This is a genomic window from Streptomyces albus subsp. albus (genome assembly GCF_000719865.1).
GTDB lineage: Bacteria > Actinomycetota > Actinomycetes > Streptomycetales > Streptomycetaceae > Streptomyces > Streptomyces albus_E.
Genome location: NZ_JOID01000006.1, coordinates 194,376 through 208,132 on the forward strand (window position 1 = coordinate 194,376; position 13,757 = coordinate 208,132).

The window sequence follows — 13,757 nt, forward strand, 5'->3', positions numbered from 1 at the left end:
TGGTGTCGCCCGACCGCCGGCGCCCCGCCGGACCTACCGGTGGGCGTGCAGGCCGTCGTTGAGGTCCCCGTGGCGGTGCCGCCGGCCCGCCCGAACCCGCCGGGCACCCTGCAGATGGGGGTGCCCGGCGGGAAGGTCCCTGTGGACATGCGCCGGGCGCGACGGCCAGAGCCGCACCGCCAGCAGCGAGGCGGCCAGCGCGATCCCGCCCAGGGCCGCGACCGCCCACGGGAGCCCGGCCGCCGCTCCCAGCCATCCGGCCAGCGGATACGTCACCAGCCAGCAGCCGTGGGAGAGGGAGAACTGGGCGGCGAACGCCGCCGTTCGTTCCTCCGGCGGTGCCGAACGGCGGATGAGCCTCCCGGTCGGAGTGAGCACCATCGAGCAGGCCGCGCCGAACGCCGCCCACACGGCGAGCAGCGCGGGCCGGCGCCAGCTTCCGCCCTGCGCGGTGGTGACGGCCCAGAGCCCGGCGAAGATCACGGCAAGTGCCAGCGCGCCCGGCAGCATCACGGCCCGGTCCGGCAGCCTGTCCAGAACCCGGGGCAGGACCAGGGCCACGGTCATCGACCCGGCACCGTACGCGCCCAGCACGACCGGCAGGGCCGTCTCCGGGAGTCCCAGGTGGTCACGGACGTAGACGATGGAGTTGACCGTCACCATGGCGCCGGCCGCCGCGACCGCCAGGTTCAGGGCGAGCAGCGCCCGCAGCCGCGGGACGGTGAGGAAGAGGCGGGAGCCCGCGGTCGCCCGGGCGGAGGCGCCGCCGGTGCGCGGCGCCGGGCGGGCGGACGGTGCGGGCACGGCCGCGGAGACCACCAGCGCGGCCGAGACGAGGAAGCCCAGCATGGTGCCGGTGAACAGCCAGTTGTACGTGATCAGCGACAGCAGCGCGGCCGCGAGCGCGGGAGAGAACAGGCTCTCCAGGTCGTACGCCAGCCGCGACAGGGACAGGGCGCGCGTGTAGTCGCGCTCCTCGGGCAGCACGTCGGGGATGACGGCCTGGAACACCGGTGTGAACACGGCCGAGGCGGACTGGAGCAGGAAGACCAGGGCGTACACCTGCCACACCTGGTCGACGAACGGCAGGAACAGCGCCACCCCGGCCCGGACGAGGTCCGCGGTCACCATGAGAGCCCGGCGCGGCAGCCGGCCCGCCAGCGCACCGGCGGCCGGGGCGATCGCCACGTATGCCGTCATCTTGAGGGCGAGCGCGGTGCCGAGTACGGAGCCGGCCTCGGCACCGGCGAGGTCGTAGGCCAGCAGAGCGAGCGCGACGGTGGCCAGCCCGGTGCCGGCCAGAGCGACGACCTGGGCTGTGAAGAGACGGCGGTAGGTGCGGTCGCGGAGGACGGCGAGCATGGGGGCGGCTCCCCGGGCTGTCGGCGGGTACGGCGGTGCCCAGAGTGTAGCCATCATGTGCGCACCTGCGCATATGATGGCTGAATGTGTTATCCCCGGCCGATGGCTCCAGGCCGGCCGCCTCGTATCCCTCCTCGGGACCGGCGGGACCTCCCCCTCCACGGCGTGCAGCGCGGAGCCGGTGAGCACGCGGTGCGCCCGCTCGCCGGCCTCGGCCACCGGGGGGCGGACCGAGTACGTCGTCCAGCCACCCCAGGTCGGGGCCACCGTCTGACGGCCGGGCTGCTCGGTGGCGTTGGATCTCGGTGGTGTTGGATGACGAAAAGCGTCACACCGAGGTCGTCAGGCCGACACCGGACTGGCGACGGCCCGCGCTGGGGATTTCCCCCGCCCCGGTCTTGGGGGGTGCCGGATCGCGCCCCATGGGCGGTCGAAACTAGCGTCCGGTCATGACTTCGACTCTTCGGAAATGCCTGGCCATGGCACTCGGTGTCGCTACGGTTCTGCTCACAGCCGAGATGGCCCCCGCTGTCGTCCGGCCCGCCGCTCCCTCCCCTGTGGAGCAATTACGCCGGGACACCGAGGCCATCCACGCCCTCGGAGTCAGCGGTGTGCAGGCCCGCGTGATCGCGCCCGGCGGCAGGCAGTCGGTCGCCACCAGCGGCACCGCCGACCTCAACACCGGCCGCCCGGTCCCTTCCAACGGCTACCGGGACTATTCGCAGTGCACCGGGCTTCAGCCCGGTGGTGAAGCGAATCTGAGAGCTGCTCTGACCTCAGCTGTGTGCACGGATCCGCACTGTTCACCTCGGCCCAGGTCAGAGCGGCCGGTTCTGCTGCTCGATGTACTGCTTCACGATGCTGAGCGGTGCGCCGCCGACGGAACCGGCGAAGTACGAGCCGGACCAGAGGCGTTGTGCCCGCCAGTAGTGGCGGACGAGGTCGGGGAACTCCTGGCGCAGCCGCCGGGAAGAGACGCCCTTGATGCTGTTGACCAGTTTGGACACGGCGACCTTCGGCGGGAAGTTCACGAGCAGGTGGACGTGGTTGTTCTCGCCGTTGAACTCGACCAGCTCGGCCTCGAAGTCCTCGCACACGGCTCGCATGATCTCCTCGCACCGCGTCAGGTGTCGATCGGCGAAGACCTTGTGCCGGTACTTCGTCACGAAAACCAAGTGGACATGCATGCGGAAGACACAGTGACGACCAGTACGAACGTTCTCATCGATATCCATAGACCAATTGTGTAGCGTGATCCGCGTGCAGCTTCGGTACAGCTTCCGCTTGTACCCGAGCGCCGGTCAGCGCAGCGCGCTGGCGAGGGCGTTCGGGTGTGTGCGGGTGGTCTACAACGACGCGCTCCGCGCTCGGGAGGCCGCCCGCAGCGAAGGCATGCCGTTCCCGAGGACCGGGGACCTGTCCAAGCAGCTCATCACCGAGGCGAAGAAGACCCCGGAACGGGCCTGGCTCGGCGAGGTCTCGGCGGTCGTCCTCCAGCAGTCCCTCCGCGACCTGGACGCCGCGTACCGGAACTTCTTCGACGGGCTCAAGGGCAAGCGCCCCCGCATGGGCGCACCCCGGTACAAGTCGAAACGGGACACCCGGCAGTCGGTCCGGTTCACCGCGAACGCCCGCTGGTCGATCACGACCGGCGAGAAGCTGCGCCTGCCGAAGATCGGCGACGTCAAGGTGAAGTGGTCGCGGACGCTACCCTCCGTGCCGTCGACGGTGACGGTGGTCAAGGACAGTGCGGGCAGGTACTTCGCGAGCTTCGTCGTGGAGACCGGCCCGGAGGAAGTCCTTCCCGGGGTCACGCCCGAGCTGGGCATCGATCTCGGGCTCGGGCACTTCGCGGTCCTCTCCGACGGGACGAAGGTCGACAGCCCGCGCTTCCTGCGCCGCGCCGAGAGGCGCCTGAGGAAAGCACAGCGTTCCCTCTCCCGCAAAGAGAAGGGCTCCAGCAACCGGAACAAGGCCCGGATCAAGGTCGCCCGCGCACACGCGAAGGTGGCCGACGCACGCCGCGAGTTCCACCACCAGCTCTCCACCCGGCTGATCCGCGAGAACCAAGCGGTCGCCGTGGAGGACCTGGCGGTGAAGGGACTCGCCCGCACGCGCCTGGCCAAGTCCGTCCACGACGCCGGATGGTCGGCGTTCGTGAACATGCTGGAGTACAAGGCCGCCCGGTACGGGCGCACCTTCGTGAAGATCGGCCGCTTCGAGCCGACCTCCCAGGTGTGCTCGCAGTGCGGCGTCAAGGACGGCCCCAAGCCCCTGCACGTCCGTGTGTGGACGTGCAGGGCGTGCGGGGCGGTCCTGGACCGGGACATCAACGCGGCGGTCAACGTTGCCAAGGCGGCCGGACTGGCCGTGACAGCCTGTCGAGCGCAGGTAAGACCGGGACTCGTCCCGGCACCGCGCAGCGAAGCAGGAACCCACCCGACACCGCAGCCTTCAACGGCGCGGTAGGCGGGAATCGCCGTCCTTCAGGGCGGCGAGGATGTCAATGGACCAAGAGCTTCTTCTGGGACGGCCTGGTCGTCGACAACATCTGGGGCGGCCTCAAGAGCCTGGGCACCCTGTTCGGCACCGAGGGCGCGGACGCGGCCGGGGACGCCTGGGGCCACCTGGGGGACGTGCTCAGCGGCATCGGCCAGTACACCATCGCGCCGTTCGACGCGCTCATGGACTGGGCGATCGGCCCGGACGAGGAGAGCGAGACCGAGGTCCGGCAGAAGCAGGCCGCCAAGGACTTCGCCAAGGGCCTGGTCGCCTGGGACATGTGGGGCGAGAATCCCGCCCGCGCCGCGTCAACCGTCGTCTTCAACGGCCTGACGATCGGCGCCGGATCACTGGCCGCCAAGGGCGCGGCCGACGCCGGTGCCGCCGCCAAGGTCGCCGGCGCCGCCGGCAAGGTCGGCGTGTACCTCGACCCGGTCTCGGCAGTCCTGACGCTGGGCGGCAAAGCGGCCGGCGCAATGCCGAAGCTCTCCGAGGTGACGACGGGAGTCCGCGCCGGCGTCGAGGCCACGGCGGACGCGCAACGCGTGAGCAGCGTGATGGAGCTCCCCAACGGCTCCAAACTCATCGTCGAGGACGGCCGGTTCATCCCCGTCGACAAGCACGGCAACGTCCATACCCAGCCGCCGCGCCAGGAACTGGCCGCCGGCGCGCAGCGGGCCACACCGGAGCGGACACCGGCCCGGGACCGGGAACTCGCCGCTGTCGGCGCGACCTCACGCATCCCGGACGCCACCGCCCACACGGGGCAGAACCTCCCCCCGCGGGCCGGCCACGAGCCTCCGCCCGGCACCGGCACCGGCGCCGCCGGCGGCGCCGGAGACGTCCCCGGCGGCGGCACGGGTCACACCCCCGGCGGGGCCGGGGCCGCGCATGCCGCCGGTCCGGAGGCCTCCGCGTCACGTACGGGCACGGGTGGCAGCGGGCAGGTCGGCAACGGACAAGGCGGCAACGGTGGTGGTGCCCCCGGCTCCGGCGGTCATGGGGGAGGCGGCGCGGACGATCTCGGCCGGGCCGGCCACGACGCGGCCGGCGGACACACGGCCGGCCACGACAGCACCGGAGACGGAACGCCCGGTGGCGGAACGGCCGGCGGGACGGGGTCCGGGCCGGACAGCGGCGTGCCCGGCCGGTCCCCGGTGGGCCAGCGGCCTCCCTACATGCGCGACGGAGCCAACCCGTACGGGCCCCGCGGATCGCTCACGCTGGAGCAGATCGAGGAGATCCAGGTCTACCGCGCCAACAACGAGCCGGGGTACCGCGAGCACTACTACAGGAAAGACGGCACGCGTAAACGTCTGGAGGTCTACGACGAGAGCGGCTTCACCCCGCCTCAGCTCACCCGACTGTCGGACGACGCCCCGTGGATCCGCGCCAAGGACGTTCCGGCACCGCCGAAGCCGCATTTCCTCGATGACGACTACATCAGCGTGGGGGCGGACACCGTCACGAGCAAGGCACGGCTCAGAATTCTGGACGAGGCCGCACAGAACCGCCTCTTCGCCATCCAGTTCGACAACATCGTGGCGGACTGGAAGGCCGAGACCGGCAGGGCCCACGACGCGCAGGGAACCCTCGACTCGGCCGCGCAATGGGGCGAAGCCAAGGGAGCATTCAAGGAGTCCCACACCGCGATGGGCAGCGCGGCCGAGGAATTCGGCGAGTCCGCGGCCCGGCACCACTACGTCGCCGAGCGCTACCCGGACTTCACCGAACAGCCGCTCCTCGGTCCGAAGAACGGCAACGACCAGTTCGACCAGGTCTGGAAGCACGAGGACGGCCGCATCGTCGTCATCGAGGCCAAGAGCAGTCCCGGCACCGAGCTCGGCAGACGCACGCTGCCAGGCGGTCGGCAAGTATCGCAGGGCAGCAGGGAGTATTTCCTCGACATCATGGAGGCCATGAAGAGGCGCGGTGAATTCGAGCTTGTGGAGGCCATGGAAATGGCGCTTGAGCAGGGCAAGTTGGAATACGCCGTCGTCAAGGGTGAGAAAAACGCAGGGACATACACTGGCTACCAGTATCGACGGTTCGACATCAGCAAGGGGACCCTTCCGTGACCGTACACATCGCCCGGCATGAACTGCCGGCAGGACCAGAGGCTGAGCGGTTCGCGGAGCGGGCGACCGAGCACTTGCTCAGGGGCATCGACCGTCTTGAGGAGTCGACGGCGGTGATCGACTCGCTGTTCGGCACGGCGATCATGACGCTGCGCGCCCGTTGCGTCGTTGATCCGCGGGCGGCGGCGGTGGAGACGTGGGAGGCCGCGGTCAACGCGATGCAGCTCGGCTCGGCGCTGTTCGCCGTGACGGGGGTGAGCGAGGGGACCGTCGAGTGCCGTATCAACCGGAAGGTGCGCAGCCTTCCGGCCACCGGTCCGATGTCGACGGCGGATGCGGGGAATTGGCTGACGGCGTTCTGGCTGGCGGTGATCTGCCGGGAGCGGCAGCGGATGACGCAGTTGTGCGAGGTCCCGCTGGAGCGTCTGCGGTCGCCGGAGGGTCAGTACGACGAGTACGTCTACCACTGGGTGGACACGCTGCAGACGTACTGGCTGCGGCGGCCGGGGCTGGTGGAGAAGCTCACCGCCACGTTCGAGGCCTCCGATCGCTCCGTGGCGCGGGTCGCGCCGAAGGATCTGCTGCAGGGCCTTCTCTATCCGCCGATCAACCTCTTCTACCACTTCGTGCGCCGGGACGAGGCGGGCTTCAGTCCCGCCCTGGTGGAGGCGTTGAAGCTGCATCAGGCGTATTGGACGCTGACCGAGGAGCGGGTCACGGACATCGATGGCAGCATCGCCCTGGGCCCTCTCGCCATCGCGTCCCTGGCCTATGACGGGGAGCTGCCCATCGAGGTGGACTCGGAGTATCTGCCCAAGCACCTGCTGCAGCACAGCTGGCTGGGCGAATTCCCCACGTGACGACACACCAGCCCAACACGCCCACGGCACCCCGGGGCGAAGCCATCGCGGGCACTGCGGCCGCCGGGCGGGAGGCTTGGCCGACGACGGTCATGCCGACTGTGGCCTCCTGTCGGCCCGTCCGGACCGCCCCAGCTGCTGCCGCCACCGCTGCCGAAGCCGAGGACACCGCGCGCCCGTGACCAAGGACGTCATCGCCCTCACCCCGAAGATGCCGGACCTGCGCACCCTGCTGGCAGGCCTCCACGCCGGCGGCCCCGACCTGGGGGTGAACACCCTGGCCGACGGAGCCGTCGTCCAGCTCTGCGCCGCCGACGGCCGCCCCCTGGTCTCCGTCGAAGCGCCGCTCCTCATTCAGGTCCCCGGCGAGACGGACCGCCTCCTGGGAGCCGGAGCGGGCAGCGGCCTCCCGGCCGGTCCGGTGTGGTGGACGGAAGCCCGCGCCTCCACCGCCGTCGCCGAGGGCGGCCGGCTGGCGGGCTCCTTCGCCGGCCGCCTCGCCCACGTCCTCGACGGCGCGGTGTGGCCGCCGGAGGCCGCCTGCACCGAGGTCGTACCGCTCAGCTCCGACATCACCGCGATCCCCGTACCGCCCACCTCCGTTCCGGCGGTCGACGTCCTCACCACGCGGGCCGCCGTGGTCATCCAGGACCGTCCCGTGGTCGCCATGACGAGCTGGCTCTCCGATGCCCTCCGCAGCGTGACGGCCGGTGACCGCGCCCTGCAGATCGTCACCCAGCCCACCACACGCCTCACGCTGCCCACCCGCACCGCTCTGCGCGGCCACCCCAACCGCTGGGTCGTCCAGGACCGGGACAACGGCTACTACGACGGCCTCTCCGGCGCCCGGCTCCACTGGCACGGCGGCATCTTCACCCCCCTCACCGACGCCGACGGCAACACCTCCCTCGCCGAGGCCTTCACACACCCCGCCGACACCGGTGAACGCCAGCTCATCCTCTCCCTGCACACCCGCCGCCCCGCCGACGCAAACCTCGTTCTGGGCACCGCCCTGGAAACCGCCTGGCAGCACCTCACCGGCAGCGCCCCGGCCGGCTGGAGCACCGCCGAACCCGTCAACCTCCCCTGGTCCACCCGCCGCCTGACCGACTTCGCCCGCGGCCGGGCACCCCGCCCCACCTGGCTGATCGTCATCGGCCGCCCCGACCGCCCGGCCCTGGCCACCCTGCGCGTCACCCGCACGCCTGGCGGAGTCGAGGAGGAGGTCACCCTCACCCTCGGCTACGGCAAGGACGAGACTCCACCGCTGGACGCCCTCGAACCGCTGGCCGCGGCACTGGTCACCGAGCACGGCCTGACCACCCTGGTCACCTCACTGCGCACCGCCCGCCGCGACCTGTCCGTCCCCCCGCACTTCGAACCCCCGCCCATCCCTGTCTCCTTCACCCTCGGCCCCGACGAGACCGCGCGCATCGGGGACGCCCACCCTCTCCACGAACCCCTCGACCTCACCCCCACCCAACTCGGCCCCACAGCCCGCCCCGGCCTTCACTACCACCTCGGCGACGGCACCGACCCCCACACCTGGAGCGCTCTCCAGCACCTCACCCAGCGCCTCAAACCGGCCTGACACGTCTCTGAACCCCGTCACGCCAACTCGAGTGCAACTGAATTTGTCGAAGTAGACTTAGCCGAATACCGTCGCAGTGGGGTGTAAGGAGGGCTGGTGAACAAGAGCCTGCCGGTCAAGCCGGACGACGTGGTCGACCGAGACCGGGAGTGGGATCTGCTCGCGGAGTTCCTCACCGATCCGGACCCGGCGATGCGGCTCGGAATCGTGTCCGGACGGCGACGGCACGGGAAGTCGTACCTTCTGCAGGCCCTTTCCGAGCAGGTCGGCGGTTTGTACATCACGGCGATTCGTGAGGAAGGACGGCTGCCCGCCATCCAGCGGTTCAGTGACGCGGTCGCCACCCACGCCGGCCTGAGACCGGGAAGCCTGCGTCTGACCGACTGGCGCGACGTCCTGTCCAACGCGCTTGACGTGACCACGCGTTCACCGCACCCGCTCCTGGTGATCGACGAATTGCCGTATCTGCTCCAGCACTCACCCGAGATCCCGGGACTGCTCCAGCAGCTCTACGACGAGCGCCAGCGGGGCGCCCGGCCCGGTGCCGGACCGGGGCCGCGGCTGATCCTGTGCGGTTCCGCCATGAGCGTCATGCACGAACTGCTCTCCGGGACCAAACCGCTGCGGGGACGCGCCGTGGTCGATCTGCGGCTGGGCGCCTTCGACTACCGGGCCGCCCGGGACTTCTGGCACATCGCCGAGCCACTGACCGCCCTGAAGGTGCACGCGCTCCTCGGCGGGGCCCCCGGCTACCGGCCGGTGGCCGCCCGACCGCACCCGGACGACGGCTTCGCCACCTGGCTCACCCGGACACTGCTCGACCCGGGACGGGCGGTGTACTCGCGCACCGAGACCGAATACCTCCTGCGAGAGGACCCGAGGATCACGCAGCACACGCTGTACTACGACGTCCTCACCGCGATCGCGCAGGGCGCCACCACCCCCAGCAAGATCGGCGCAGCCCTGGAGCGCCCGCGCAACGCCGTCGCCCACCCCCTCGGAGTGCTGGAATCCACCGGATACATCCGGCGGGAGACGGACATGCTCCGCGCCAGGCACCCCGTCATCACCCTCGCCGACCCCGTCATCCGCTTCAACCAACTCATCACCCTCCCGCAGGCCGCCGCCGTGGAGCAGGGCTTCGCCGAGCAGGTCTGGCAGCAGGCCGCCCCGACCTTCAACTCCAAGATCCTCGGACCGCACTTCGAGGACCTGGCCCGCGACTTCACCCGCCGCTACGCCCACACCCTGCTGCCCGGCGGACTCCCCGGCCCGGTCGGCACCACCGAGGTCGCCGACCAAGCCGCCCGGACGAAGCACGAAGTCGACGTCATCGCCCTGGCCGCCGGCGAGCGCCCGCAGGCTCCCCGCGCACGCATCGCGCTGCTGGGCGAGGCCAAGGCGACCGCTGCCCGCCGGGGAACCGGTGACCTGGAGCGCCTGGAACGCATCCGCACCCTGCTCACGGACCAGGGGTACGACACCACTGCCACCACGCTGGCCCTGTACTCACTGCACGGCTTCCACCCCGACCTGGTCGACTTGGCCGACCACCGTGACGACCTCCTCCTGGTCGACCTGCCCACCCTCTACGGCAGCTGACCGGAGCCGCACATCTCCGGACGAGGCAAGCCAGGATGCCTCCCGGAGACCGCAAGGGCCGTCGGCGGAGGTTCGCACTGCACAGTGCTGGAGGGTTGGGGTGGAGCCCCGGGGAGCAGCGGGCCCAGTCCACCGCCCGGGCCCGCAGAGGACCATCTCCGCGTGCGCGGGGAACAGATGGTCGAACAGGACACCCTCACCCTGCGCACGGGACCATCCCCGCTGCGCGGGGAGCCGCATCCTCGTCGTCCAGCTCGGCGAACGACTGCCCCTCAAAGCTGATCCGGCCTCGGGACGGAGGCAGGACTCCCGCCAGGCAGTAGAGCAACGACGACTTCCCGGAACCACTGGCCCCGGTGATCGCCGCGACCTCACCGCGGGCGAGCGCGAGATGCGCGTCGCGCACGGCTGGTGTGGAGCCGTAGGAGAACTCGACACCGCTCGCGGAGAGGATGTGTGACGTGTTGGACGTACTGGTACCGATCGTGTCCCCCGAAGGCCGGAGGGCCCCGGCGGGTCAGACCGGGGGGCCCCAAGGTCGTTCCATGACTGGCGGTGTGTCACCCATCAGTTTGGCTTTCACCCTTGTGCGCCAAGTAGTTGAAATTGACCGAGAGTCCGCCTGCTCATCGCTGGTCATGCCGGACCCTGAGCCCGGGGCGGTGGGGTGCTGCCCGGGCCCAGGACGTCGGCCAGCATCGCGGTGACCGGCTCGCGGGTTTCCTCTTGCACCGCCGGGTCCTTGATGGAGCGCCACAGGGCGTAGGTGCGCCTGGCGGAGAGGCGGGTCTGTGGGTCGGTGGCGCCCGCTGTGGTCAGGTACAGGCCGGTGACGTGGAGGTACCAGCGGGTGGCGGTGCCCGGGTCGTCGGCGAGGTGGGCCAGGTGGGCGCGGACCTCGCGGATGTGGATGGTGTGCGGGTGGGTCTGCCCGTGGGCGCGGGTGATCTCGTCGTCCAGCCTCTCGGCTCGCTCCTGGGCCGAGGTAAGGTCTCCGCGTTCCGCGGCGGCCGTGATGGCGGCCAGTTGGTCCCGTACGGATTCCGGGACGGCGGTGGACGCGGGCCCGGCCGCTGTTTCGGCGGACGCGGGGGCTCCGCCAGGGGCCGGCGCCGGCGGTGCGGGCCGGGTGCCGGTGTCCCAGAAGTGCGGGGTGACGGTGCCCCAGGGGTGGAACGCGGGGCCGTCCGGTTCCGGCGGGGCTGCCTCGTTCCGCTCGGTGTGAAGGGTGTCCGGCATCAGACCTCCAGTCCGTGGTGGCGCAGGTAGGGGATCGGGTCGATATCGGAGCCGTACTCCGGGGTGGTGCGGATCTCGAAGTGCAGGTGCGGGCCAGAGGAGTTGCCCGTGGAACCCGAGCGGGCGATCCGCCGGCCGCCGTCGACGCTCTGTCCCGGGCGCACGTTCAGCTGTGACAGGTGGGTGTACTGGCTGTACATGCCGTCCGGGGGGCGGATGACGACCTGCCCGGGTTCGTCCGGAAACCGGATTCCTGCAGCAACTGCGCCGTCGGCACCGCGGCCGGCAGCCCTTCGAGGGAGCGCGCGGCGGCTTTCCTGGGTCAGCCCCGCGTACTGGGCCGGTACGCCGCCCGGCCCGATCTTCAGAGCTCCGGCCGCGACGAGGGCGGGCTCCTCCTCGTCACTGAAGGCGGCGAGCAGGAACAGCAGGCCGAGGGCGAGGGTCAGGGGCACGGCGGCCGAGGCCGGGCAGAGCACCGCCCCGCGCTTGACGTCCAATCCGCCCCCTCCGCGCGGTGCTTCCGCGCTGACGTGATCCGTTGGTCAGTGGTCACCGGTCGCGTCCGTCCCGTTTACGGCCGTTCGACAGCCCACCGGCTCTCGCGTCACCCAACGCATGCGTACAGCTACGCAGCGACACTAGACTGTCGCGCGCCGCCGGCTCCCGCGGCGAAGGCGAAGCCGCTCCGCACCCGCACTTTCGGGGGACACCGTGCCGAGAAGAACCCACCCTCCCGCCCCACTGCCCGACCAAGCCCGGATCGTCGTACCGGTGATGGGCGCTGTCGGCGGCAGCGGCCGGTCGACCACCGCCGCGCTGCTCGCCGGCGCCCTGGCCGCCCGGGGCTCCACCGTCGTCCTGGACACCGCGCCGCGGCTCACCTCCCCCTGGCCGGCCTGGGTCGTCGAGGCGGGCGCGGGCCTGGCCGCCGTACCGCCCGAGCAGCCCTTCACACGGCGGCAGTTGCTCGCCGCCGCCTCCCGCTGCGCCGCTCCGCCGGGCCGGGGCTGGCACGTCCTGACCGATCACCAGGAGTGGAGCGGTCCGTTGTTGTCCCTGCCGGCGGAACCGGCCGCCTGGTACCAGCTCGCCGCCGCCGGGGGATGGCATGCCGTCGTCGCCGACACCGTCCACCCCGCCGGGCACGACACCCTCGCCTCCCGCCGCGCGGGCCGCCCCGGACTGACCGCGGGCTGGTGCGGGCTGTCCTGCGCGGTGCCGGTGCTGTGCGCCGCGGCCACCGGGCCCGGCGTCCGGGCGCTGCAGACCGCGGTGATGGCCTTCTCCGCCGCGGGGCTGCCACTCCAGCGCGCGGTCGTCGCCTTCGTCGGCACGGGGGAGGGCCGGGCCCCGGCGGCGGTACGGGCCGCGTCCAGGATGCTCCAACCGACGGTGTCCGCCGTGGTGCACGTGCCGTTCGACCCGCACATCCGCGCCTTCGGCATGCGCGAGCCCGAACGCCTCAAGTCCCGTACGGCGGACGCCGGTCAGCGGCTGGCCGAGGCCGTACTCGCCTCCCTCCACGCCACCTGGGGCGCGCCGCTGCCGCCCGCGCCCCGCCCCGCCGCGCTCCCGAGCCCCGCCGCCCGCCTCTCCCACGCGACTGCGGCTTCCTGAGAAAGGTGCAATGTCCGGCTCGGACGAGAGCGGAGGACCAGCGAGCGCTGCCGTCCGGCCCGGTGAAGTGGACGGCGTACCTGCATTCGTCCGGGGGCCGGTACAGGACGAAGCTGGTCGGCGTCCCGAGGGTGCGCCAGTACGGCCGCCGTTTGCTCGCCATGCCGGCACGGTACTGCGGACTCACCGCCCATGCGGCGGGTCCGGCGTCACCGGGGACGTACGCGCCCCCGACCGTCCCCCGTCCCGGATAAACGGATGGTTGGGGGCGAGCGTGACGCGGCAGGATGCTCCGCATGACATTACCCACCCCCGAGCTGCACACCGCCCGCCTGCGACTGCGGCCGTTCACCGACGCCGACGCGGCGCCGCTCTACGCGCTGCACAGCAGCGCCCACGTGCTGCGTTACTGGGACTCCCCGCCGTGGACCGAACCGGCCCGCGCCCAGCGCTTCCTCGCGACCTGCCGGACGATCGAGGAGGAAGGCACGGGAGCGCGGGTGGCCGTCGACCGTGTGTCCGACGGCGCGTTCATTGGCTGGTGCGGCCTGACCGGCTGGAACCCGGACTTCCGCAGCGCGTCCCTGGGCTACGCCTTCAACGCCGCCGCGTGGGGCCACGGCTACGCCACGGAGACCGCGCACGCCGTCCTGCGGTGGGCGTTCGACACCCTCGACCTGAACCGCGTCCAGGCCGAGACCGACACCCGCAACGTGGCGTCCGCCCGGGTCCTGGAGAAGCTCGGCTTCGTCCGCGAAGGCACCCTCCGCGAGGACTGCGTCGTCAACGGCGACGTCTCCGACTCCTGGGTCTTCGGCCTCCTCCGCCGCGAGTGGCACCCGACGGCCACGCCGACGGCCGGCCGCTAGGACCGAGACCTGCCGCCTTTCGGTCCGCAACCCC

Annotated in this window: 11 protein-coding genes and 1 pseudogene; 7 read left to right on the plus strand and 5 right to left on the minus strand. The window is 71.5% G+C overall.

What is annotated here, in order from left to right:
- Nucleotides 1-33: 33 nt before the first annotated feature.
- Nucleotides 34-1,362, minus strand: a complete 1,329-nt coding sequence (locus IF83_RS0107485; RefSeq protein WP_030543264.1) for an MFS transporter — start codon at nucleotides 1,360-1,362, stop codon at nucleotides 34-36.
- Nucleotides 1,363-2,180: 818 nt separating this feature from the next.
- Complete coding sequence (gene tnpA / locus IF83_RS0107495; RefSeq protein ID WP_030543266.1) at nucleotides 2,181-2,597, minus strand: IS200/IS605 family transposase; 417 nt, start codon at nucleotides 2,595-2,597, stop codon at nucleotides 2,181-2,183.
- Between the two features lie 25 nt (nucleotides 2,598-2,622).
- Here tnpA and IF83_RS0107500 point away from each other — a divergent pair, with 25 nt between their 5' ends.
- From IF83_RS0107500 to IF83_RS0107525, 5 genes are all read left to right on the plus strand, one after another.
- A complete protein-coding gene (locus IF83_RS0107500) occupies nucleotides 2,623-3,831 on the plus strand; it encodes an RNA-guided endonuclease InsQ/TnpB family protein (protein WP_037679010.1) in 1,209 nt (402 codons plus the stop codon).
- A gap of 167 nt (nucleotides 3,832-3,998) precedes the next feature.
- Entirely contained in the window at nucleotides 3,999-5,942 is a 1,944-nt protein-coding gene (locus IF83_RS34240; RefSeq protein WP_051722531.1) for a hypothetical protein, read from the plus strand.
- Nucleotides 5,939-6,802, plus strand: coding sequence for an immunity 49 family protein (locus IF83_RS0107510; protein ID WP_030543269.1), 864 nt, complete (start codon nucleotides 5,939-5,941; stop codon nucleotides 6,800-6,802). Before IF83_RS34240 ends, IF83_RS0107510 begins: the two co-directional genes overlap by 4 nt.
- Nucleotides 6,803-6,980: 178 nt before the next feature.
- On the plus strand, nucleotides 6,981-8,393 hold the full coding sequence (locus tag IF83_RS0107520; RefSeq protein WP_030543270.1) for a DUF6177 family protein: 1,413 nt from the start codon (nucleotides 6,981-6,983) through the stop codon (nucleotides 8,391-8,393).
- A 96-nt stretch (nucleotides 8,394-8,489) separates the two neighbouring features.
- Nucleotides 8,490-9,995 (plus strand): P-loop NTPase family protein, encoded by a 1,506-nt coding sequence (locus tag IF83_RS0107525; RefSeq protein ID WP_030543271.1) that lies wholly within the window; start codon nucleotides 8,490-8,492, stop codon nucleotides 9,993-9,995.
- A 196-nt stretch (nucleotides 9,996-10,191) separates the two neighbouring features.
- Here IF83_RS0107525 and IF83_RS0107530 read toward each other — a convergent pair whose 3' ends face one another.
- The 3 genes and pseudogenes from IF83_RS0107530 to IF83_RS32985 all read right to left on the minus strand — a co-directional run.
- Nucleotides 10,192-10,401, minus strand: coding sequence for an ATP-binding cassette domain-containing protein (locus IF83_RS0107530; protein ID WP_051722532.1), 210 nt, complete (start codon nucleotides 10,399-10,401; stop codon nucleotides 10,192-10,194).
- 230 nt (nucleotides 10,402-10,631) lie between these two features.
- Nucleotides 10,632-11,234: a hypothetical protein gene (locus IF83_RS31075; protein ID WP_051722533.1), complete on the minus strand. Its 603-nt coding sequence runs from the start codon at nucleotides 11,232-11,234 to the stop codon at nucleotides 10,632-10,634.
- A pseudogene (locus IF83_RS32985) lies at nucleotides 11,234-11,461 on the minus strand (M23 family metallopeptidase); the annotation flags it as partial. The pseudogene IF83_RS32985 and the gene IF83_RS31075, both read right to left, overlap by 1 nt.
- A gap of 550 nt (nucleotides 11,462-12,011) precedes the next feature.
- Between IF83_RS32985 and IF83_RS31085 the strand changes: the two are divergent.
- Together IF83_RS31085 and IF83_RS0107550 are read left to right on the plus strand one after the other, a co-directional pair.
- Complete coding sequence (locus IF83_RS31085) at nucleotides 12,012-12,854, plus strand: hypothetical protein (protein WP_244176922.1); 843 nt, start codon at nucleotides 12,012-12,014, stop codon at nucleotides 12,852-12,854.
- A gap of 296 nt (nucleotides 12,855-13,150) precedes the next feature.
- Nucleotides 13,151-13,723 carry a GNAT family N-acetyltransferase gene (locus tag IF83_RS0107550; RefSeq protein ID WP_037679014.1) on the plus strand — a complete coding sequence of 191 codons (573 nt, stop codon included), beginning with the start codon at nucleotides 13,151-13,153 and terminating at the stop codon, nucleotides 13,721-13,723.
- The last annotated feature ends 34 nt before the right edge of the window (nucleotides 13,724-13,757 follow it).